Genomic DNA, 20,778 nt, shown 5'->3' with positions numbered 1-20,778 from the left:
CGCCCGCAAGGAGCGGGCTGCTCATAGGAATTCCGCGGATCGTTCCTCGCGCTGCACGGTCCCTGGGCTGATGCCCCCGCCAGCGGTTCTTGTGGAGGAATTGACGAGCGTCAGTCCTCCATGATCGCCAGGCTCCAGCACCAGCCGGACAGTTCCCGGGCGACGGCCACGACGCTGATGGTGGAGCGTTTGTGACGGGCGTCCAGGTTCAACCAGCGCCGGGGCGTCGGTAGGGACGGCGGTGGTGCCAGGCGGCCTCCACCAGGAGCCGTCGGGCATGTGTGTTGCCCGTCTTGGTGATGCCTCCCTGGCGGCGCTGGCTGCCGGAAGAGTCCTCGCTGGGGACAAGCCCAAGGTAGGAGCCGATCGTCGAGCCGGTGAAGCGGTGCCAGTCACCGATCTCGACGGCGAGGCCGAACGCGGTGAAGGTGCTCACCCCGCGTATGCAGGCCAGTCGGCGGACGGCCGGGGCCCAGGCAGGTTGGGCGGCGAGTTCGGTGATGGCCGCATCCAGGCGGGTCCGGCGTGCTTCGAGGGCCCATACCGTCTCCAGGGCCTCGTCGTAGGCGACCCGCAGACCGAACTCGTCGAAGCGGTGTCCGGTCAGCCAGTGGTGATGGGCAGCGGTCCAGGCCCTGCCGTCGGTGTAGACGATGCCGCGGCGCAGTAGCAGTTTGGCCACGCGGTGGCGGGCGCGCATCAGGTCGGCGCGGACGTCGTCGCGGGCCCGGGTGAGGTCCCGGGCAGCTTCCTGTTCCAGATCAGGCACCCGCACCGCGGGCAGCTCGTCTAGGCGGATCAGTTTCGCGAGCCGCTGGGCATCGCGCTTGTCGGTCTTGACCCGGTCTCCGGCCGGCCGTTCCATTTTCGACGGGGCCGCCACCACGCAGCGGATACCAGCCTGCTGCATGGCGCGTGCCAGGACGAAGCCGGTCGGTCCGGCCTCGTAGGCAACCGCGGCTGGCTGCGGCAGACGGCGCACCCAGGCAACCACGTCCGCTGTGTTGACGACGAGCCGGTCGGTGAAGATTTCACCGGTCGTACTGTCCAGTGCCCAGGCCGTGGTGGAGCGGGCGTGGACATCCAGGCCGACCGAAGTACGTTCGGAAAACATCCGGTGCCTCCCGGTAATTGCGGCACTACCCGCCACCGTGCCCACCGGCAGGCAACCCGCGTCAACTTGCGCGAGGGGCATCGGGCTTGGTCTTCTCTGCGGTCGAACCCACCGACGCTTCATACGATCTAATGCGGTCTGTCAAGTTGCGAGGGTGCCCTGCGGGACGAGTTCGACCTCCAGTTCACCGCTGAGGTACTGGCGGGCGAACTCCTTGTTCTCCCCGACGTAGCTGCCCGTCACGCGGCTGACGCGGCCCTCGGCGAGGAGAACGCCCAGCCCCTGGCCGTCGATGCCGCAGTTGTTGGAGACGACCTTCAGGCCGGTGGCGCCCTGGGCGTGCAGGGCGTCGATGAGGGTGGCCGGTATGCCGGACAGGCCGAAGCCGCCGACTGCCAGCGAGGCCCCGTCGGGGATGTCGGCGACCGCCGCGGCGGCGCTCGCGCTGACCTTGTTCACGTATGGGTCCTTTCAGCCGGAGGCCAGGCAGAGGTTGAGGTCAGGCAGAGGTCAGGTACAGGTCAGTCGGAGGCCGACCGCAGGGCGTCGGAGATGGACTTGGTGCCGCCGTGTGCGGTGAAGCCGCCGTCGACGGGGACCTCGGCGCCGGTGATGAAGGACGCGTCGTCGGAGAGGAGGAAGACCACCAGCGGGGTGATCTCGTCGACGGTGCCGGTGCGGGCCAGCGGGGTCTCGCGGATGTTCGCCTCGCGGAAGGCGGGCGCGGCGGAGGCGGTCATCTCGGTCTCGATGAAGCCGGGATGGACGGTGTTCACGCGGATGCCCCGCGGGCCCAGCTCGACACAGGCCGTCTTCGACAGGCCGCGCAGCGCCCACTTGCTGGCCGTGTACGCGACCGGGTAGTGCCCGGTGAGCCCGGCGGCCGAGCCGACGTTGACGATCGACGAGCCTGGCGGCATCAACGGCGTCAGGTGCTGGATGCCCAGCAGCGGACCGGTGACGTTGACCGCGTGGACGCGGGCGAAGTCCTCGGGCGTGACCTCGTGGAGCCGCGCGCGCCAGGTGATGCCGGCGTTGTTGACCAGGCCGTGGACCTCTCCGTACTGGCATCGCAGCCCTTCGGCGAGCGCCGCCCACTCCTTCGCCTCGGTGACGTCCAGGCGCAGACAGCCGGGAGCCTCGGTCACATCGGTGGCGACGACCACCGCCCCCGCCCGGGCCAGCGCCTCGGCCGCGCCCTGCCCGCGCGCGGCTCCGGTGACGACGACGACCTTGCCGTCCAGCCCGTTCACGGGCGCAGCCGCGGGCGCTTGCGGGCCCGGGGGACCGGCACCGGTCCGGCGCCGGGCACGACGGTGTTGGAGATGGTGCCGATCCCCTCGACGGTGAGGGTGACGGTGTCGCCGGGCTTCAGCGGCGGCGGATCCTGTCGGCCGCGTACGCCCCACAGCTCGGCCAGGCACCCGCCGTTGCCGCAGGTGCCGGAGCCGAGGACATCGCCGGGGCGGACGTATGTGCCGCGCGAGGCGTAGGCGACCATCTCCTCGAAGGTCCAGCTCATGTTGGACAGCAGGTCCTCGCCGACCACCTCGCCGTTCACCGAGGCGGTCAGCGCCAGCCGCAGGAAACCGTCGGTGTCCCGGTACGGCTCCAGCTCGTCGGCGGTGGCCAGGTAGGGGCCGAGGGTGGTGGCGGTGTCCTTGCCCTTGCAGGGGCCCAACCCGACCCTCATCTCGGCGGATTGGAGGTCGCGGGCGGACCAGTCGTTGAAGATCGTGTAGCCGATGATGTGGTCGCGGGCCTGCTCGGGCGTCAGGTCGCGGCCCTCGACACCGATGACGGCGGCGACTTCGAGTTCGAAGTCCAGGACCGAGGAGCCGGGCGGCACGGGCATGTCGTCGTGCGCGCCGATGACGGCGTAAGGATTGGTGAAGTAGAAGGTCGGCGCGTCGTACCAGGCGTCGGGCACCCCGGCAGCGTTGTCGGTGCTGCGCCGCATGCCCTCGACGTGCTCCTCGAAGGTGACGAAGTCCCGTACGGACGGCGGCTGCAGAGGCGGCAGCAGCCGCACCTGCGAGACATGCGGGCCGTCCGGCACGTCCGGCGTGGCGTTGCCCGCCTCACGCAGGGCCGCGGGGCCCGCCCGGAGCAGGTCGAGCAGCGAGGCGTGGCCGGGGACGGGGCGGAGGGTGCCGTCGTCGTCGACGGTGGCGACACTGCGGCGGCTGTGGTGTTCGTACGTGACGAAGCGCATGGCGGTCCTGGGGTGCGGCGTAGGAGGTGACAGGGGCGCGGGGGAGTCAGGCATGGACTTTCCGCGCCCCGGAGCAGAGGGGGATCAGACCGGCGGGGCGACGAAGACGCCGCGGTCGACGTCGTTGAAGGACTCCTTGACGACCAGCTCGTTCATCGCATTCGCCGTGCCCCACTGGTCGGTGACCTCGGGCTGGGAGAAGTCGTAGACGTGCGGATGCCAGGTGTCCTCGTCGAGCTCCTCCAACTCCGTTGTGTACTCGATGGTGTTGCCGTGCGGGTCAAGGAAGTACGTGAAGGTGTTGTCGCCCGCCATGTGCCGGCCCGGGCCCCAGATCTTGCGGGCGCCGGAGCGCATCACGCGCCCCGAGCCGCGCATGTACTCGTCCAGGCCGCGCATCTCGAACGAGACGTGGTGCAGGGAAGTGTGCGGGCCCTTGGCGATGGCCATCGAGTGGTGCTGGTTGCTGATCCGCATGAAGTGCATGACGTCGCCCATGTGCGGATGGCCGAGCGTGTCGGACAGCCGGAAGCCGAGGTGGCGCTCGTACCAGGCGCGGGTGGCGTCCAGGTCGGGGGAGTTGAGGACGACGTGCGAGAGGCGGACCGGGATGGCCTCCTTCTCCTCGATACGCCGGTGCTCCCGGGCCCCGGCCTCCGCCGAGACCTCGACGGTGCGGCCGTCGCCGTCGAAGAAGCGGAAGCCGTAGCCGCCGCCGGGGGTGTCGACCTTGCCCGGCTGCGAGATCAACCGCACGCCGTCCGCGAGGAGTTGCTCGGCGAGCGTGTCCACGTCGGCGGCCGAGGCGGCACCGTAGGACACGAGGTCGAGCCGCTTCTCGTCGGCCTTGCGCAGCCGTACGACGTACTGCTCCGGGCTGCCTTCCGCGGCCAGGAAGGAGATGCCCGAGTCCTCGGCGACCTTGGTCAGGCCCCAGACTCCGGCGTAGAAGTCGAGCTGCTTGTCGTAGTCGGGCACGGCGAGGTCGACGTGCCGCAGGTGGGTGAGCAGGCGGTCGGGGAGTGCGTCGGTCATGTCGGGGCTCCTCAGGCTCAGGGGAGGCGCAGCAGCGCTGCCGCGTTGCCGCCGCGTACGGCGTGGAAGTGGTGGTCGGGCAGGTCCGTGGCGGCGCGCAGCGCGCCGACCGGGTCCTCGGTGCCCATGTCGAAGGGGAAGTCAGAGCCGAGCAGGACCCGGTCGGGGCCGGCCACCCGGATCAGTTCGCGCAGGACGTGCGGGTCGTGGACGAGCGAGTCGAAGTACAGCCGCTTGAGGTAGCTGCTCGGCTCCAACGCGCAGCCCCGCGTGTCCGGTCTGGCCCGCCAGGCGTGGTCGGAGCGGCCGATGTGGGTGGGCAGATAGCCGCCGCCGTGCGCGGCGATTACCTTCAGGCCGGGGTGTCGGTCCAGCACGCCGGAGAAGATGAGGTGGGAGAGCGCGACGGCGTTCTCGGTGGGCTGGCCGACTGTGTTGGACAGGTACCAGCGGTCCAGGCGCTCGTCGAGCGTGCAGCCGAAGGGGTGCAGGAAGAGCACGGCGCCGGTCTCCTCGACGCGCGTCCAGAAGGGGGCGTACGCCGGGTCCGACAGCTCCAGGCCGGGCGCGTGCGAGGAGATCTCCACGCCGAGCAGCCCCTGCGCGAGGGCGTGGTCCAGCGCCTCCACGGCCAGCGCCGGATGCTGGAGCGGCACCAGGCCGAGGCCGAGGAGCCGTTCGGGGGCCTGGGCGAGGTGGGCGGCGGTGCCGGTGTTGGCCAGTTCCCACACCGTGCGGGCGAGGTCCTCGTCGGCCCAGTAGTGGTAGTGCGACGGGGACGGCGAGACCAGTTGGACGTCGACTCCGGATGCGTCCATCGCGGTGAGCCGGGCCTTGACGTCGGTCAGCAGAGGGATGCGGTCGCGGACCATCGGGCCGCTGACGGCGAGCGCGTCGGGGCCGTTGCGGTGGGCGTCGAGACTGCGGGCGGCGGCCAGCCCGGGGTGTCCGGCGACGGCATTCTCGACCTGCGGAAGCAGGACGTGCGCGTGGACGTCGATGGTGGGGGTCGCCGGGGTGACGGCTTCCAGGGTGTCCGGGGTCGTCACGGGGTCTCCTTCAGGACGGACATCGTGCGGCCGATCAGGCCGGGCACGTCGGCGTCACGGACACCGTCCAGCTGCCACTGGCCGAGCTGCATCGAGGCCTCGACGACCATGCGGACACGGTCTATGCGGCGCTGGTGGTAGCGGGTCAGCAGGTCGTCGAGGGAACTGAGGGAGTCCCATGCCTCCTCCGCGCTCAGCAGTTCGGCCAGTACAGAGGCGTCCTCCAGGGACATGGCCGCGCCCTGCGCGAGGGTGGGCGGGCAGGCGTGGGCGGCGTCGCCGACCAGTACGACCCGGCCGCGGTGCCAGGGCCCCTCGACGAGCAGCCGGTCGAACCAGGTGTAGTTGACCTCTGCCGGATCGGTGATGCTCACGGCGATCTCGGGCCAGGCGCCGCCGTACGGGGCGGCCAGGCGCCGCATCTCGTCGGCGAACAAGGCCGGGTCGATCGAGGCGCGGTCGCGGTTGGCCTCGACGAGATAGGCGTAGATGGTGTTCTCGCTGGTGGGGCAGTAGCCGGCGATGTAGCAGGGTCCGCCGTAGGCCAGGTCCGTGCGTTCCACGCTCGCCGGGCGGGGTGCGGCGACGCGCCAGATGGCCATGCCGGTCGGCTCGGGTTTGTCGCCGATGCCGATCATCGCGCGGGTCCGGGAGCTGAGACCGTCGGCGGCGACGACTAGGTCGTAGCGGCTCTCGGTGCCGTCGCTGAAGCGGGCGGTGACGCCCGCCTCGTCCTGGACCAGCTCGTCGGCGGTGGTGCCGAGGCGAACCGTCGCACCACTGACCAGGACTGCCTCGCACAGGATCTCCTGGAGCCGGGGCCGTTGCATGCCGATGGTCGCGGGCAGGTCCGTGCCGCCGGTACGGATGTCCTGCTGGACGTGGAACACGTGGCCGTCGGGCGTGGCCAGGCCCACGGAGTCGAAGGCGTAGCCGCTCTCCTGGACCTTGTCCCACACGCCCAGCTCGCGCAGTACGCGCAGCGCGTTGCCCTGGAGTGTGATGCCGGAGCCGAGGACGTTCCAGTCGGGCTTGGCCTCGATCAGGTCCACGGTGATGCCCGCTCGCCGCAGCAGCACGGTCACGGCGTTGCCGGAGGCGCCGCCGCCGATGACGAGGACGGTGCGGGGGCGGGGGTCGGTCACGGGGTCTCCCTGCGGTGGGGCCGCGCGACTTCGAGCGGCAGGGGTGGTGGTGCGGGCCGGATGGGTGTGGCTGTCGGGTCGGCCCACGCGGCCGGTCCGGGGCGTTACTTGACGGCGATCGGGTTCACGGGGGAGCCGACGGCTCCGGTGATGGGCAGCGGAGCGGCGGTGAGCCAGAACTCGTACCGTCCGTCGGCCGCGCAGTGCTCGGCCAGGGCGTCGAGGTCCCACATCTCGCCGATGAGCAGGCCGATGTTGGGGATGGCGACCTGGTGCAGCGGCTGGAAGGCGTTCTCGAACTCGTTGGGCCGGACCTCGAAACCCCAGGTGTCGGTGGCGATCCCGGCGATCTCGCTGCCGTGCAGCCAGCCCGCGGTGGTGAAGCTCAGCCCGGGCGAGGGACCGCCCGCGTACTCGCCCCAGCCGTTGCGCCTGGCGCGGGCCAGCCGTCCGGTGCGGACGAGGACGAGGTCACCGCGGCCGACGGTGACGCCGTGCGCCTGGGCAGTGGCGGTCAGGTGCTCCTCGGTGATGGCGAAGCCGTTGGGCAGTTCGCCGCCCTGGCCGACGACCAGGCCCACGTCGAGGAGGACACCCCGCCCGGCCACGTACGGCGCCATGTGCTCGATGCCGGTGACGAGGTCGCCGTCGGCGGTGACGACCTTCTCGGCGGCCCGCCCGTTCCATGCCTTGCCGTGGTCGAAGATGTGGCCGAGGCCGTCCCACTGGGTGGAGCACTGCAGCGGCATCGCGATCACGTCGTCGGCGCCGCCGATGCCGTGCGGGAAACCCTGGTTGCCCAGGGCGGCGTCGGTGCCGGTGTCGAGCATGGTGTGCACCGGATTCGTACGCCGCCGCCAGCCCTTCTGCGGGCCGTGCATGTCGAAGCGCTGGGAGAGCGAGAAGCTGACGCCCTCGCGGACGAGGGCCGCGCCCTCGCGGCGCTTCCCGGCGTCCAGGAAGTTGAGCGTGCCGAGGACGTCGTCCTCGCCCCAACGGCCCCAGTTCGAGTACGCTTTGGCGGCCTCGGCGATCGCGCCCTCGGCGTCTTTCGCGTCAGGCACAGTGGTGCGGTCGCTCACGGCGCCTCCTCCGCGACGCAGTGGGTGCGCTGGGCGCCGAGCCCGGTGACGGATCCGTCCATCACGTCGCCGTCGCGCAGGAGCCGGCCCCAGTGCATGCCGTTCCCGGCCGGACTGCCGGTCAACACCAGGTCACCTGGCAGGAGTTGGGCGGTCTGTGAGATGTACGAGACCATCCGCGCCACGCCGAAGATCATGTCCTTGGTGGACTCGTCCTGCATGATGTCGCCGTTGAGCTTCAGGGTGACCCGCAGGTCGGACGGGTCGGCGATGGACCCGGCCGGGACGATCCAGGGGCCGAGCGGGGTGAAGCCGGGAGCGTTCTTGCAGCGCAGCCAGTCGGTGCCGATGGCGGGCATGTCGCGACGGAAGACGGAGGCCCGGTCGGTGAGGTCGTTGGCGATGGTGTAGCCCGCGACGTGTTCAAGGGCCTCTTCGACCGTGACCCGGTGGGCGGGGCGGGAGATCACCGCGGCCAGCTCCAGCTCCCAGTCGGGCTTCTTGGCCCAGGAGGGCAGGACGACGTCGTCGTAGGGGCCCGCGATCGTGGTCGGCAGGCCGATGAAGACGTACGGAAGGTCCTCGGCAGCCCGCTTGTCCATGATCGCCGCGATCTCGGCGCGGGCCTCCTCGACGGTGCGCGGGTCGTCCTGGGCGCGGTGCGCGACCTCCAGGTCGATCACATGCTGCCGGTAGTTGGCGCCGGACTGGAAGATCTGCCGGGGCTCGACGGGCGCGTGCACGGACAGGTCGTCCAGCGGCAGCCAGTCACCGGCCGGATCGCCCGCAAGGCCGTGCAGGCTCGGCAGTTCCGCCTCCCAGCGCTCCAGGAGGGAGAGGGCGGTCAGGGCGGGTTCGTCCAGTGCCGTACGCAGGTCGAGCACGCGGCCGTCCGGCACCACGAGGCCGGGGAACGCGGCCCCGCCCGGAGCGGAGAGAGTGCCGATGGCCAAGGGGCCGACGAAGAGGGGCGCCGACGTGGCTGCGGATTTCACGGAGATGTCCTCCCGATTGCGGTGCCACTAATCTGGCGCGTAAATTGCGATCGGGGAAATCGATTCTCTGGATGCTCAGGATCCAGGAGACGAATACTCAAGCCCGCAGTCTCCTCCTCCGTACCGGGATGTCGCGTGAACCTGGCCAGCCTGGACCTCAACCTCGTCGTCGCCCTGCGCGCCCTCCTGGAGGAGCGCAACGTGACCGTCGCGGGCCGGCGCATCGGGCTCAGCCAGCCCGCCATGAGCGCCGCCCTGGCCCGGCTGCGCCGCCACTTCGACGACGAACTGCTCTCCCGGGTCGGCGGACACTACGAACTGACCGCCCTCGGCCTGGCCCTCCTCGACCGCGCCGCCACCGCATGCGACCTGCTCGAACGTGTCTTCACCAGCCAGGCGGTGTTCGATCCCGCCCATGAGGAGCATGAGTTCACCCTGCTCGCCTCCGACTACGCGGTGGCCGTCTTCGGAGCCGAACTCGCCCGCGTCGTCCACACGGAGGCGCCGGGGGTCCGGCTGCGCTTCAGGCAGTCCCCGACGGACATCACCGAGAACACGGGGGCGCTGCTGAGCACCGCCGACGGGCTGCTGCTGCCGCACGGCATCATCGGCGACTTTCCCGCCGTGGAGCTCTACCGGGACCGCTGGGTCTATCTCGTCGCGGACGACAACCCCGAGGTCGGCGAGCAGCTCACCCTCGACGACCTGGCCCTGCTGCCGTGGGTGACGTACCAGCGCACGTACGACGCGCCCGCCGCCCGCCAGATCGGCATGCTCGGGATCGAGCCGCGCGTCGAGGTCTCCGTCGACAGCTTCCAGCTGATGCCCCTCCTGGTCGCGGGCACCCGCCGGGTCGCCCTGATCCAGGGGCATCTCGCCGACCGGCTGGACGGACTCGTCCCCGTGCGGGTCATGGAACCGCCCTACGACGCCGTGCCACTCCGGGAAGCCCTGTGGTGGCACCCGGTCCACACGCACGACGCGGCGCACATCTGGCTGCGGGAGACGGCGGCACGGGTCGCGGAGACCATCCACGGCAAGGATGATCGCGATCCGGCAGATCGATCGGACAGAGACTAGGCAGGACTGGGCCGTTCACTCATAGTCGACCCCAGTTCCTCCGCACGCTCCTCTGCCCGGGGTGTCTGTTCCCCGGTGGCGTGCCGTCCTCCCCAACCTCGCCACGTGGAGTTCCCGCATGCCCACTTCCGTGCCTGTGCCCCCGCCCGCTTACGTGGAACCAGTGCCGCCACCCGGTGCGATCCTTCCGACGTCCGGTGCCGCACACCGGCTGCGCGTCGCTCTCCTCATGGCCGGCAGCTGTCTGCCGATCCTCGGGGCCGTCCTCATCGCCCCTGTGCTGCCCAAGATGGAGGACCACTTCGCCGACGTGCCCGGCGCGACCGCCCTGGTCCCGATGGCCCTCACCGTCCCGGCCCTGGCGCTGGGCCTGCTGGCGCCCTTCGCGGGCGTCATCGTCGACAGGCTCGGCCGCAAGCGCCTGCTGATCGTCGCGACCGTTCTGTACGCGATCTTCGGCACCGCCCCGCTGTGGCTGGAGTCGCTGGGCGCCATCGTGGCCAGCCGCGCCCTGGTCGGTATCGCCGAGGCCGCCATCATGACCTGCTGCACTACGATGATCGGCGACTATTACAGCGGCCGGGTGCGGGACCGCTACCTCGCCCTCCAGACCATGTGCGCCTCCGCCTCCGCGACCGCCTTCTTCGTCATCGGCGGTGCCGCGGGGTCGGCCGGCTGGCGGACCCCGTTCTGGATCTACGCCGTCAGCCTGCTCATCGCCCCTCTCATGGCCATCGGGCTGCCGAAGCCGACCGCGGCCACCGGTGCCGCCGCCGAGGACGGGGATGGAGCCGGGGAGAGTACGGACACCGCGGTCACGCCGAAGCGCTCCTTCCCCTTCCGGCAGCTCGCCGGGATCTGCGGACTCACCGTGTTCGGGGCCCTCGTCTTCTACACCGCCCCGGTGGAAATGTCCTACCTGCTGGACGACCTCGGCGTGACGGCGACCAGCGTGATCGGGCTGGCCACGGCCATCGCCAGCGCCGCCACCGTGGCCGGCGCGATCACCTTCGCCAAGCTGCGCGGGGCCCCGGGGCCCCGGCTGCCACTCGTCTTCGCCCTGTGCGCGGCCGGGTTCGCGGTGATGTGGCTCGCCAACAGCGCGCCGCTGCTGATCGTCGGCGCCGTACTCAACTGCCTCGGCACCGGTCTCCTGCTCCCTTCCCTGCTCACCATCGCCATGTCCAAGCTGGACTTCGCCGACCGCGGCCGTGGCACCGGCCTGTGGACCGCGTCGTTCTTCATCGGCCAGTTCATCTGCCCGCTGGTGCTGATCGCGGCCAAGTCCGCCCTCGGCACCCTGGCCGCCGCCGTCGGCCTGCTCGGCCTGGCCGCCGCCGTCGTCGCGGCAGGCCTCTTCCTGACCGCCTGGCGCAGGGCCGCGGCCGTCGCACCGCTGCCCCAGTAGCCAGGAAGCCGCCCGCAACGGGCGAGCTTGCCGTACGAGTTGCCCCACGCCCACGTCGGGGCAGCCGCGGACAAGGGGTCTGAGCAGGAGGACAAGGAGGCGTCGGCGGGAACTCCCGGGCGCCGACTACTTCCAATACGGGGTGTCAGATCGGACCGGAAGCTCCCATGGAGCTTTCGAGGAAGGTCGGCTGTTCGATCGAGCGCAGTGGCTGCGGGACTTCGGTGGATGCTTCGTATCCTTCCGGCTCGGCGACGACCGGTCGCGCTTCGACGACGCCCGAGGGCTGAAGGCGTACGCGGGCGCGGCCCCCATCACCAGGGCCTCCGGCAATCACCACTACGTCGGCCGCAGACGGATCAAGAACAACCGCCTGCACGACGCGGGCTTTCTCTGGGCCTTCTCTGCCTTGACCGCCTCCGGCGGCGCGAATGCCCACTACCGGCGCCGCCGGGCCCGCGGTGACTTCCATCCGGCCGCTCTCCGGAACCTGTTCAATCGGATGCTCGGCCAGCTCTTTCACTGCCTCCAGACGCGGACGCTGTTCGATGAAAAGGCGGCGTTCCCGATGCCTCTCCTCGCTGCTGCTTGACAAGTAGATGCCGTGAGAGGTCCCTACGGCACCCCTCGCCTGCTCGCGATGGTCGGGGTTGCGACAAGGATTGCGGCAAGAGTTGCGCTGGAGGTTACGCCTATGGGTTGCGACAACTGTTGCGCGGGCTTTCGAGTTGTCGCAGGTCACCATGCGGGCGAGCCTCCATCTAATCACCGCCGAACGAGGATGAGGGGCCGCCAGCGAGCTGACGTCCCCTCATACAACGTCGGGCTAACAGCGAGCGCCCTTTACGTCTGGCCGGGCGGCCGGCCGCAGCAGGCGACGGTCTGGGTCTGGTCGGCGCTGGTGAGCGGTGTTACGGCGAGTACTGCTGCCAGTGCCACGAACAAGCCGAGTACGGCTTTGCGTACTTTCTCCTCCTGATCGCCGGAATCTGGTGCTGTTTAAAGCAGTCACTGATCTAGATGCGCGAAACAGAGGCCTGGTTGTACGGGAGCCGTGGCACATGCGGGAGCGCACCAGCGTCCGGTAGGTCTTCTCCGAACTACCGGTGCGGTAGGACTCGTTGGGGCCGAATCGCACCGGTTCAGTCCGTCGAGAACGCCTTCGGCTCCTGATGGAGCGGCGAGAAGCACAAGTTGCGTGCGGACTAGAACGACCAGACCGGTGCCCTGATAGCCGCGGTCGGCAATCGTCATCGTGTTGCCGACGGCGGCTTTGGCACCGGACTCCTCCCACCCTCGGGACGGTTGTGTTCCTCCTTCCAGGTCGGGAGTTCTTCGCCCTTGAGGCGACGGTGTGGGTAGGTGGTGAGTTCCACCGCGCACCACACCACACCCCGGGACAGATGCGACTCAGGTCGGCTCCGGTGACATCAGCGCAGGGCAGCGGGAGCGAAGCGGATGGTGTCGTGTGGGCGAATTCGGATGCGTATGGGCACGGACGTGTAGGCCGTTTTGACCGGCTCGGGGCGGCGTGAAGAACAGTCGCAATCCCGTCCCGGCCCCAGACGACAGCCCAACGTCACCACCGACGACCTGAGCCGAACGGGTGACGGGCCAGGCGCTCAGGGCTTTTGACGCTGTCGATCAGAGACCGGCACGGTCGGGCTGCAGGAACGGCAGCAGGGCGTTGAGGAAGTCCTCGGGGGCTTCTTCCGGTACGAAGTGGCCGCAGTCGGGGATGACGATGCTGCTCACGTCGTCGGCCAGGGCACGGACTTCGTTCTCCATGTTCTCTCCGCCCAGGGCATCGCCGGCGACCGCCAGCACGGGGATCGTGAGCTGGTTCTTCTTGCGCACGGCGCTCTGCGTCATGGTCTCGTCGATGGCGCGGTAGTACTCGAAGCTGGCCCGCAGTGCTCCGGGCAGGCGCATCGCCTGGACGTATACGTCCACCGCGGATGCCGGGATCGCCGTAGGAGTGGCTGCCTTGGTGGCGAATTGGTGCCCGAAGTAGAGGTGTTCGCGGCCCTGGACGAGCTGTTCGTTGATGTCGCCGGCGCGGTTGAAGTTGAAGTGCCACAGAAAGTCGCTCGTGCGCCGGTCGCTCAGCAGCGGGGGCGAGGGCGAGATGCCGGGGATGATCGCGTCCACGAGTGCCATCCGCTGGATGGGGCCCGGTGCGTCCGCCGCCATGGCGTAGGCGGTCCACATGCCGATGTCGTGGCCGACGACAGCGAACCGATCGTGGCCGAGCAGGTTCATCAGCCGGTGGAAGTCCTGGGCGCAGGTCGCGGAGTCGTACCCGGTGTGCGGTTTGTCGGAAAGGCCGGTGCCCCGCGGGTCGGCCACGACGACCGTGTAGTGCTCGGCGAGCGGCAGCATGACGCGGCGCCACTGGTACCAGAACTGCGGCCAGCCGCCGATCAGCAGCAGGGCCGGCCCCTGTCCTCCGGTGACGGTGTGCAGGCGTACCGAGCCCACGTCGATGTACTGGCTGGAGAAGACCCTGTCGAATTCGGCGGGCAGGCCGGGTGTGCCGGTGACGGTGCCGAAGCCGGTCGGCCGTGCCGTGGGAAGCTCTGCGGTGGTCATGGTGAGCAGGTGTTTCCTTTCAAGAGCCCGCTTGGCGTATGTGCGGTGATGCGGGATTCTGCGGGAGGGGTAGGGCGAGGATCGGCCAGGGCCGAGCGGTGGGGTGTAGGGGGAACGCCGCTGCCCGCCGTGGTGCGACGCTGACCGTCGTCCGTGATCAGGCAGGTCGGAGACCGGACGTGTTCCGTCTCGGCGCGTCCCAGTAGGCGAGCAGGGCGTCCGCGGCGGCGTGCAGTCGCTGTGCGGGGATGCCGTCGCAGACCTGAGTGGAGATGCCGAGCAGGAAACCGTGGATCATGGCGGTGACGGCGTCCACGTCGGTGTTCTCGGCGAGTTCACCCGAAGTGATGCCGCGGGTGACGGTGGTGGCGATGCGCGCGCGGTCGGTAGCGCGGCGCGTCGCGACGACTTCCCGCACCCCGCCGGCGTGTTCGGCTCCGTGCGCCTCCACCGTGCCTGACAGGGCCACGAGGCAACCGCGGGGGTGGGAGGGGTCGGTCTGCATGTCGATCGATCCGTGCAGCAGACGTGCGATCGCCTCCCGCGGGTTCAGGGCTTCGTCCGCGATGACGTCGGTCACGCTGCCCGGTCCGGCGACGTAGTGCTCGACGGCGCGGGCGAACAGTCCTTCCTTCGAGCCGAAGGCGCCATACAGGCTCGCGGACGACAGCCCGGTGGCCTCGCGCAGCTGGGCCAGCGAGGTCGCCTCGTAGCCCTGTCGCCAGAACAGCAGCATTGCCGCTTCGAGGACGAGTTCCTCGTCAAAGGTGCGGGGACGGCCGGCGGGTGTCACGGCAACCTCCTTCAATTACGGATTGACTGATCCGATTTGACACCCTCGGTCTGCGGGAGTCAAATCGGATCGTTCAATCCGTAATTAGTGAAGGAGATGACTCGTGGCTACGGCACCTCCCGCCCCGCCCCCCACCCGAGCCCACACGGACTTCCCCCTGCCGGCGCTGGCCGTGATGGCCTGCAGCGGATTCCTCGTGATCATGACGGAGACGCTGCCGGCCGGCCTGCTGCCCCAGCTGGCCGCTGGACTGCAGGTGTCTGAGGGCGGCGCGGGCCAACTGGTGAGCGCCTATGCGCTCGGCACGGTGCTCGCGGCGATCCCCGCGGCGGCGCTGACCCGCGGAAGCCGGCGGCGACCGCTCCTGCTGGCGGGCCTGTGCGGGTTCCTGGTTGCCAATGCCGTCACCGCCCTGGCACCGTCCCTCGCGGTCGCACTGACGGCCCGGTTCGTGGCGGGCGCCTTCTCCGGCCTGCTCTGGGGCATGCTCGCCGGATACGCACGTCGCATCGCGGCACCCGAGCACGCCGGGCGGGCCCTGGCCGTCGCCATGGCCGGAACTCCCGTGGCCCTCTCCGTCGGAACCCCCCTGGGCTCCTGGCTCGGCAGCGCAGTCGGCTGGCGGTGGTCCTTCGCCGCGATGTCAGTGCTGGCCGCACTCGTGATGGGAGCCGCCCGCATCCTCGCCCCCGACGCCGCCGGGCAGCGCGCGCAGACGCGCGTGCCGCTCGCCAAGGTGCTGCGAATTCCCGGCGTGGCAACCATCCTCGTGGTCGTCCTCACGTGGATGCTGGCACACAACCTGCTCTACACGTACATCGCGCCCTACCTGCGCGAAGCACACCTCGCGCTCCGGCCGGACCTGGCGCTCGTCGTCTTCGGTCTCGCCGCTCTCGTCGGAATCTGGATCACCGGGCTGTTCATCGACCGAGCGCTGCGCAGGCTCACGCTGGCGAGCGTGGCCCTCTTCGTCGTCGTCGGAGCAGTACTCATGGCCGCCCAGGACTCCCTCGCCGGCGCGCTCCTCGCAATCGTCCTGTGGGGCATCGCCTTCGGAGGCGCGGCGACACACCTGCAGACGGCGATGAGCGAGGCCACCGGTGAGAACGCCGATGTGGCGAACGCGATGCTCACCACCTCCTTCAACCTCGCTATCTTCGCGGGCGGCGCCCTCGGTGCCGTTGTCATCGAGGGCGCCGGTGCCCGGATGCTGCCCACAGCGCTGATCTTTCTCGCGCTCCTCACCCTCGTCATCGTCGGCTGTGGCCGACGCGCGGCCTTCCCCACGAACAGGTGACGGAGGGGCTGGGCACGCCGGCTGCACGCAACGAGACAGCCGGCCTCCACCGGCGCGTCGGTCGCCCTGTCGGTCAACGTCCCCTTCGTCGGTGCGTGTCCCCTGAGGACGCCGGGTGCCGTTGCGCCGGAACGCTCCCGTGCTCGCCGTGGCCGGCGGACCGCGTGGTTCGCCGGCCACGGCGGCGCTGATCCGACCCGACGGGCGCGTAGGCGGGCCGACCGAACAACCAGAGTCCGGGGCGGTGTCTGCCGCCGGGGAGGCGCTGGACGAACTGCCGGTGCCCTGCAGGTCGCGGCGGTGGCGCAGGCTCCAGCGGACCCGGCAACGGGTCATCGCGATTGCGCAACTTGGCCCCCACCGGATAACTCACACCCCATACGGGACAACCCTTAGGACCCCTTAGGGAACGTATGTGGTTGCGATCACCAGGTGGTCCGGGTGAGTTCTCTGAGCCAGATCATCGAGGCGCGCAGGTGGAGGCCGGCGAGGTGGGCTGCGACGGCGCCGTCCCCAAGTCCCTGTCCCGTACGGGTACGGGGCCCCGTCGCCCGTGCCTTCCTAGATCGTGCCGCTCCACGCCCGGCGGTTCTCCCGTCGGCGTACATGGCCGCGCCAGCCCGCGAGCAGCGTCATGCCCGTCCATGCGGCGACTCCCGTGACGAGGCCGCCGAGCCTGCCTTCGGGGTCGACGTCCACGGCGTCCTCCAGCGGGACGGCGCCTTCCGGGTCGCGGAGGATCTCGATGCGGTCGCCCACGCGGTAACCGGGGTTGCTCCCCCGGTACTCGAGGGTCTCGTCGAGTTCACCGCCCGGCCCGACCAGTGTGAACCGGTGGTTCTTGCTCGCCGTTCCCGCCGCGCTGTCCGCGGTGATCGTGACGGTCTCGCGGACGCCACGTCGGTCGAGCGCCGCCTCGGGGGCGTACTGGACGGACCCGACGAGAATGAAGAGCGCGGGGACCACGGAGAGGACGGCGAGCCACCACGCCCTGTGGAGCAGCCGCAGCACGATCACCAAGACCAGGCAGCCGAGCACGCCCGCCGCGATCGGGATGAAGTCCATGCCCAGCGTGACGTAGGCGAGTCCGGTGTTGCCGGCGGCGATCCCCCAGGCGACCAGCAGCACCCAGAGCGTGGCGAGTACGGACGCCCCGGCGCTCCTTCCCGTGCGCTGCCCACCTGGAGCGGGCACTCCGGCCCCGGCCGCGTCCCCGACGCCGCCCGCCACGGGCGCGTTCATCCTCTGATCGCTCATCCGCGCAGCATACGAGGCGGCCGGAACGCCGTGCCCACGTGGCCCGGGACCGGTGTCAGTGGCGTGTGCCAAGGTGCCGTATTTCCAGGATGCGTTCCCCTCCTGCCCATGTAGGTCCCCGCATTCCAGCGGGGACTTGGCTACGGCCTTTTTATTTCGTCACGAGAAGTGGCCCGGTTCCCCCGGCCCATATCCGGGGGAACCGGGCCACTCTCGTACGGCAATGCCCATGAGTGACCGTTTTCAGCAGGTGGATCGTGAGCTGATGCGAACGGCTACAACTCTCTCCGCAGAGCTGTAGCTTCCGTTCGGCTTCACGCAGTTCACCGTTCCGCTGCTATTCAGGACGTACGCGACATCGTCGTTGCGAGTGTTCACGACGGCGTAGTTTGTGTTCGGGTACTGCAAGTACTGCCAGGAAGATGTCACCACCTTGAAGCGAGCGACGATCGCGGACTGCACGTGCGTATCGGTGTAGAAGCAAACCTCGGGGTAGTTGCAGCCGTACGCACTGTCGGCGTGCGCCGACGGCGCGACCGCTACCGGAATCGTGACAGCGCCGGCGGTCACACCGATCACGCCGACGAACTTTCGCATCCAAGGCTTCATGTGCGAATTCTTCCAATCTGTGAAGAAAAGTTGAGGTGTCCCCGTGTGCGACTCCGACCAGTCCCGTGACGGCTGACGAGCAAGATTCATCGAGGGCTGGTTCAGCCCTGATAAGTCAGCAGAACCAGTCCCCCGAACGCAGCCTGTAGGGCGCCACGAACCACGTCACGCAGCTCTCCCTCCGCTGGCCTCGTTCATGGATGGCGTCGTTGGTTTCGGGCCTTGTCATTTATGCCAGGAGCTTCGTCAGTGGTGCACAACTTCGGGCGCCGCCGCATCAGGCGAGGTTCGCCCTGCGGGTGAGGTCATGCGCGACCGCCATGGCCGGTGTCAGCCCCGTACGACGGGCACAGTAGCCCGGCCCGGTCGCTGAGCGTGACGGTCGTTTGCCCCACAAGGAACAGCCACCGCGCACGCCGGAAAACGAGATCAGCAGAGGATCAAAGATGGGTTCTGAAGAGGTCATCTCATTTGGTGAGTCTGCGGTAGCAGATGAGGGTGGCATTTCCACCCTGACATTTGTCAGGTACCCGCCCGGCAACGCCCCCTGGTAGGCATGAAACATGTCAAACAGAGCCAGGAAGGGAACCACTATGAGGAACAGGCTCCGCAACCTGCTGGCCGTGGCCGCTGTCGCCGCCGCGACCGGCACCACCGTGCTCACGGGCGCGACCGGCGCCTCCGCCGCCGCTGAGGCGGACTGGGCCGGCTGCCCGGACGGCAACGTCTGCATCTACGCCGAGGGCCGCTACAGCAACATCGGCGCCGGCGACGTCACCAACAAGTACTTCCGCTACGGCACCTACAACCTGTCGAACCAGGTCAACCAGCACTGGGTCCTGAACAACCAGAACGGCCCGTTCGAGGACGCGTACGTGAAGCTGTGCACCGGTTACAACGGCACCGGCGACTGCAGCAAAGTGCTGGGTCCCGGCTACGGGGAGTACCTGAACCTGACTCCGATCAACTCGATCGTCCTGTACCGGTAATTCCCAGCGGTCCCGCGATCTCCTCCGCCATCACCCGGCCCGCCTCGAACTCCAGCGTCTCGTCCCCCCATGGCCTGGTCGGTGTCGAGGCCGTCCAGTTCCTCCAGGGGCAGGCTCAGGCGGACATGGGCGACCACCGACTGCAAGGCCCTGAGCGTCGCCGAGGCCGTGGAACCCAGTTGGAGAAGTAGGAGAACTGCCACCACCACAGGGCCTCGGTGGTGCGGCCGGCACGGTGGTGGGCCATGCCGTGGCGCAAGTCGGCGAGGTCGTCGGACCGTTGAGTCTTCTCTTCAGGTCCAGCGGACGCTCGCGCCGGGAACATCCGCAGAAGCGCGCTGGTTACAGGAAGCGTGGTTGTGAAGGGACAGTGTCCCCGGGCCTCACCTAATGCCCATGAGGACGATCGTTCGGCTGAAGCCTCATGGAGCGTTTCGCCGCGTAGGCGACCGCCCTTCACGACCACGCTCTTCGCCGCAGCTGCCGCCCGGGGCCCGTCCCGGGCGACAGCTGTTGCGCGTAGCGGTGGGTAGTGACTGGACGCTGGACGAAGTCGACAGGTCAGCCGATCGCTTGCCAGGCAGGAGGAAGGATCACACCAGTGGGCAGCGGCGACCCACTCACTGGAATCAGACCGGTTGGTGCTGAACCCGTCGCGCCAGAGAAGTCGACTGCGCCGCCGGAGAACTCCGCGCGTTTGAAGGAGATCATGCCGCCGGAAAGCTCTGCACTGGCGAAGAGGATGGTGCCGCCGGAGAACTCCGCGTGGAGGAAGTGGACGATGCCGCCGGAGAACGCTGCACCGGCGAAGGAGACGGTGCTGCCGGAAAACACCGAGCCCAGGAAGTCGACCGCGCCGCTGGAGAAGACTGCCCCCTCGAAGTGGACGGTGCCGTCGGAGAACACTGCACCGCCGAAGGAGACGGCGCCGCCGGAGAATTTTGCGCTCCGGAAGTCGATGGTGCCGCCGGAGAATTGTGCGTTTCGGAAGTGGACGGGACCGCCGGAGAACACCGCTCGGTCGAAGTTGACCGTGCCGCCGCAGAACACCGCCTCGCCGAAGTTGACCGTGCCTCCGGAGAACGTCGCCTGGTTGAAGTTGACCGTGCCGCCGGAGAACACTGCTCCGCTGAAGTTGACCGTGCCTCCGGAGAAGTCCGCCCCACCGAGGTGGGCTGCCCCGCCGAAGTTGACTGTGGCGCCGGAGAACACTGCCCCGCTGAAGTTGACAGCGCGGCCGTAGAACACCGCTCCGTGGAAGTGGACCGCGCCGCCGGAGAACACTGCTCCGCCGAGGTCTCCTCCGTCGAAGGCGACGTTTGTGAAGTCGAATTTGTGGCCCTGCCAGGAGTGTTGATGATCGTGGGGCAGTCGGAGGTGGTCGCGGATGAGCCGGATGGTGGTGTGCCGGACCTCCCGCAGGGCCAGGTACGTGTGCCGTGCTTCTGTGGCATCGTCCGGCAGATCTGATTCGGGGGTGTAGGGCAGCCGGAGGTACGCGCACAGGACGTCGATGCAGGTCTGGCGCAGTTCGCGGGTGGGGGCGTCGTCGGCGAGGCCGGCCAGGGCGTGGACGCCGCCGAGGCGGACGGCTGCGGATTCCTCACCGAGCTGGGACACGGCGGTGGTGAAGCGTTCGGTGTGCAGGCGGGTGGCATCGCGCAGAGCGCCATCCTCGTCGACGCGCTGACGGCGGTAGGCCACCACCAGGGCGACCAGCGCGCCCGCGCCGGCCACGACGCCGAAGGCGAGTTTGACCAGGTCGAACAGCGTTGTCGAGTCGATGCGTCGTTCGGGCTTCAACTCGCGTGCGCCGAGCAGGTCCCAGCCGGCATAGAACACCGACGCTGCTACCAGGACCGCAGTGGTGAAAGCCAGGATCAGGACGATACCGACGGGCCACAGGCGCAGGCCGCGCCGTTCAGCCTGACGCAGGGACAGACGTGGGCTCATGACCGACAGGACTGGCCAAGGTACGCGTCCGGTTGCAACCGGACGTTTCCAGAGCGGCCTGGAACTGATGGTGAGGAACAGCAGCGGGGGAGAGGCCGGGGCGTGGACGGCGGTCGGCTGAATCCCCCGTGGCAGCCGGCGCGGTACTGCAAGCGCCGTCAGAGG

Annotated in this window: 17 protein-coding genes and 4 pseudogenes; 5 read left to right on the top strand and 16 right to left on the bottom strand. The window is 69.3% G+C overall.

What is annotated here, in order from left to right:
• Positions 1 to 208 precede the first annotated feature (208 nt).
• The 9 genes and pseudogenes from OG718_RS04040 to OG718_RS04000 all read right to left on the bottom strand — a co-directional run bounded on the left by OG718_RS04040 (position 209) and on the right by OG718_RS04000 (position 8,635).
• The gene (locus OG718_RS04040; RefSeq protein ID WP_328843272.1) at positions 209 to 1,114 is read right to left on the bottom strand and encodes an IS110 family transposase; all 906 of its coding nucleotides are present in this window, start codon (positions 1,112 to 1,114) and stop codon (positions 209 to 211) included.
• A gap of 147 nt (positions 1,115 to 1,261) precedes the next feature.
• A pseudogene (locus OG718_RS04035) lies at positions 1,262 to 1,573 on the bottom strand (CoA transferase subunit A); the annotation flags it as partial.
• Positions 1,574 to 1,635: 62 nt separating this feature from the next.
• Complete coding sequence (locus OG718_RS04030; protein ID WP_328843271.1) at positions 1,636 to 2,367, bottom strand: SDR family NAD(P)-dependent oxidoreductase; 732 nt, start codon at positions 2,365 to 2,367, stop codon at positions 1,636 to 1,638.
• A complete protein-coding gene (locus OG718_RS04025; RefSeq protein WP_328847681.1) occupies positions 2,364 to 3,329 on the bottom strand; it encodes a fumarylacetoacetate hydrolase family protein in 966 nt (321 codons plus the stop codon). The genes OG718_RS04030 and OG718_RS04025 overlap by 4 nt, the downstream gene beginning before the upstream one ends.
• Positions 3,330 to 3,413: 84 nt before the next feature.
• Complete coding sequence (locus OG718_RS04020) at positions 3,414 to 4,364, bottom strand: VOC family protein (RefSeq protein WP_328843270.1); 951 nt, start codon at positions 4,362 to 4,364, stop codon at positions 3,414 to 3,416.
• A 17-nt stretch (positions 4,365 to 4,381) separates the two neighbouring features.
• Positions 4,382 to 5,413: an amidohydrolase family protein gene (locus OG718_RS04015; RefSeq protein WP_328843269.1), complete on the bottom strand. Its 1,032-nt coding sequence runs from the start codon at positions 5,411 to 5,413 to the stop codon at positions 4,382 to 4,384.
• Positions 5,410 to 6,558 carry an FAD-dependent oxidoreductase gene (locus OG718_RS04010; protein WP_143644962.1) on the bottom strand — a complete coding sequence of 383 codons (1,149 nt, stop codon included), beginning with the start codon at positions 6,556 to 6,558 and terminating at the stop codon, positions 5,410 to 5,412. Before OG718_RS04010 ends, OG718_RS04015 begins: the two co-directional genes overlap by 4 nt.
• 104 nt (positions 6,559 to 6,662) lie before the next feature.
• Positions 6,663 to 7,640 carry a cyclase family protein gene (locus OG718_RS04005; RefSeq protein WP_328843268.1) on the bottom strand — a complete coding sequence of 326 codons (978 nt, stop codon included), beginning with the start codon at positions 7,638 to 7,640 and terminating at the stop codon, positions 6,663 to 6,665.
• Positions 7,637 to 8,635, bottom strand: a complete 999-nt coding sequence (locus tag OG718_RS04000; RefSeq protein WP_443054888.1) for a fumarylacetoacetate hydrolase family protein — start codon at positions 8,633 to 8,635, stop codon at positions 7,637 to 7,639. Before OG718_RS04000 ends, OG718_RS04005 begins: the two co-directional genes overlap by 4 nt.
• Before the next feature lie 135 nt (positions 8,636 to 8,770).
• Between OG718_RS04000 and OG718_RS03995 the strand changes: the two genes are divergently transcribed.
• The 3 genes and pseudogenes from OG718_RS03995 to OG718_RS03985 form a co-directional block, all read left to right on the top strand.
• Positions 8,771 to 9,715, top strand: a complete 945-nt coding sequence (locus OG718_RS03995; RefSeq protein ID WP_328843267.1) for a LysR family transcriptional regulator — start codon at positions 8,771 to 8,773, stop codon at positions 9,713 to 9,715.
• Positions 9,716 to 9,833: 118 nt separating this feature from the next.
• Positions 9,834 to 11,123, top strand: coding sequence for an MFS transporter (locus tag OG718_RS03990; protein ID WP_328843266.1), 1,290 nt, complete (start codon positions 9,834 to 9,836; stop codon positions 11,121 to 11,123).
• A gap of 244 nt (positions 11,124 to 11,367) precedes the next feature.
• Positions 11,368 to 11,715 (top strand): annotated as a pseudogene (locus tag OG718_RS03985) (transposase); the annotation flags it as partial.
• A 617-nt stretch (positions 11,716 to 12,332) separates the two neighbouring features.
• Here the strand turns inward: OG718_RS03985 and OG718_RS03980 are convergent.
• From OG718_RS03980 to OG718_RS03970, 3 genes and pseudogenes are all read right to left on the bottom strand, one after another.
• Positions 12,333 to 12,419, bottom strand: a pseudogene (locus tag OG718_RS03980) (IS5/IS1182 family transposase); the annotation flags it as partial.
• Positions 12,420 to 12,767: 348 nt separating this feature from the next.
• Entirely contained in the window at positions 12,768 to 13,715 is a 948-nt protein-coding gene (locus tag OG718_RS03975; protein WP_328843265.1) for an alpha/beta fold hydrolase, read from the bottom strand.
• A gap of 157 nt (positions 13,716 to 13,872) precedes the next feature.
• Positions 13,873 to 14,508: a TetR/AcrR family transcriptional regulator gene (locus OG718_RS03970; RefSeq protein ID WP_328843264.1), complete on the bottom strand. Its 636-nt coding sequence runs from the start codon at positions 14,506 to 14,508 to the stop codon at positions 13,873 to 13,875.
• A gap of 103 nt (positions 14,509 to 14,611) precedes the next feature.
• On the opposite strand from OG718_RS03970, the gene OG718_RS03965 reads away from it, so the two are divergent.
• The gene (locus OG718_RS03965; protein ID WP_328843263.1) at positions 14,612 to 15,805 is read left to right on the top strand and encodes an MFS transporter; all 1,194 of its coding nucleotides are present in this window, start codon (positions 14,612 to 14,614) and stop codon (positions 15,803 to 15,805) included.
• A gap of 561 nt (positions 15,806 to 16,366) precedes the next feature.
• On the opposite strand, the gene OG718_RS03960 is transcribed toward OG718_RS03965, so the two are convergent.
• Positions 16,367 to 17,062 carry a hypothetical protein gene (locus tag OG718_RS03960; protein WP_328843262.1) on the bottom strand — a complete coding sequence of 232 codons (696 nt, stop codon included), beginning with the start codon at positions 17,060 to 17,062 and terminating at the stop codon, positions 16,367 to 16,369.
• Between the two features lie 243 nt (positions 17,063 to 17,305).
• Entirely contained in the window at positions 17,306 to 17,671 is a 366-nt protein-coding gene (locus tag OG718_RS03955) for a hypothetical protein (protein ID WP_328843261.1), read from the bottom strand.
• 593 nt (positions 17,672 to 18,264) lie between these two features.
• Between OG718_RS03955 and OG718_RS03950 the strand changes: the two genes are divergently transcribed.
• A complete protein-coding gene (locus OG718_RS03950) occupies positions 18,265 to 18,660 on the top strand; it encodes a hypothetical protein (protein WP_328843260.1) in 396 nt (131 codons plus the stop codon).
• Here the strand turns inward: OG718_RS03950 and OG718_RS03945 are convergent.
• A pseudogene (locus OG718_RS03945) lies at positions 18,635 to 18,937 on the bottom strand (DUF5063 domain-containing protein); the annotation flags it as partial. The gene OG718_RS03950 and the pseudogene OG718_RS03945 sit on opposite strands and share 26 nt — an antisense overlap.
• A gap of 284 nt (positions 18,938 to 19,221) precedes the next feature.
• The gene (locus tag OG718_RS03940) at positions 19,222 to 20,613 is read right to left on the bottom strand and encodes a pentapeptide repeat-containing protein (RefSeq protein WP_328843259.1); all 1,392 of its coding nucleotides are present in this window, start codon (positions 20,611 to 20,613) and stop codon (positions 19,222 to 19,224) included.
• Positions 20,614 to 20,778: the final 165 nt, after the last annotated feature.

The organism is Streptomyces sp. NBC_00258 (assembly GCF_036182465.1).
In the GTDB taxonomy this organism is placed as follows: domain Bacteria; phylum Actinomycetota; class Actinomycetes; order Streptomycetales; family Streptomycetaceae; genus Streptomyces.
Note: the sequence above shows the minus strand (reverse complement) of the source record. Positions and strands in the feature narration are given on the sequence as shown.

What these genes read in the sequence shown, in the direction of transcription:
- OG718_RS03975 (WP_328843265.1), bottom strand. Translation starts at nt 13,715, where the DNA reads ATGACCACCGCAGAGCTTCCCACGGCACGGCCGACCGGCTTCGGCACC.
- OG718_RS03990 (WP_328843266.1), top strand. Translation starts at nt 9,834, where the DNA reads ATGCCCACTTCCGTGCCTGTGCCCCCGCCCGCTTACGTGGAACCAGTG.
- OG718_RS04020 (WP_328843270.1), bottom strand. Translation starts at nt 4,364, where the DNA reads ATGACCGACGCACTCCCCGACCGCCTGCTCACCCACCTGCGGCACGTC.
- OG718_RS03950 (WP_328843260.1), top strand. Translation starts at nt 18,265, where the DNA reads ATGAGGAACAGGCTCCGCAACCTGCTGGCCGTGGCCGCTGTCGCCGCC.
- OG718_RS03940 (WP_328843259.1), bottom strand. Translation starts at nt 20,613, where the DNA reads ATGAGCCCACGTCTGTCCCTGCGTCAGGCTGAACGGCGCGGCCTGCGC.
- OG718_RS04025 (WP_328847681.1), bottom strand. Translation starts at nt 3,329, where the DNA reads ATGCGCTTCGTCACGTACGAACACCACAGCCGCCGCAGTGTCGCCACC.
- OG718_RS04040 (WP_328843272.1), bottom strand. Translation starts at nt 1,114, where the DNA reads ATGTTTTCCGAACGTACTTCGGTCGGCCTGGATGTCCACGCCCGCTCC.
- OG718_RS03955 (WP_328843261.1), bottom strand. Translation starts at nt 17,671, where the DNA reads ATGAAGCCTTGGATGCGAAAGTTCGTCGGCGTGATCGGTGTGACCGCC.
- OG718_RS03960 (WP_328843262.1), bottom strand. Translation starts at nt 17,062, where the DNA reads ATGAGCGATCAGAGGATGAACGCGCCCGTGGCGGGCGGCGTCGGGGAC.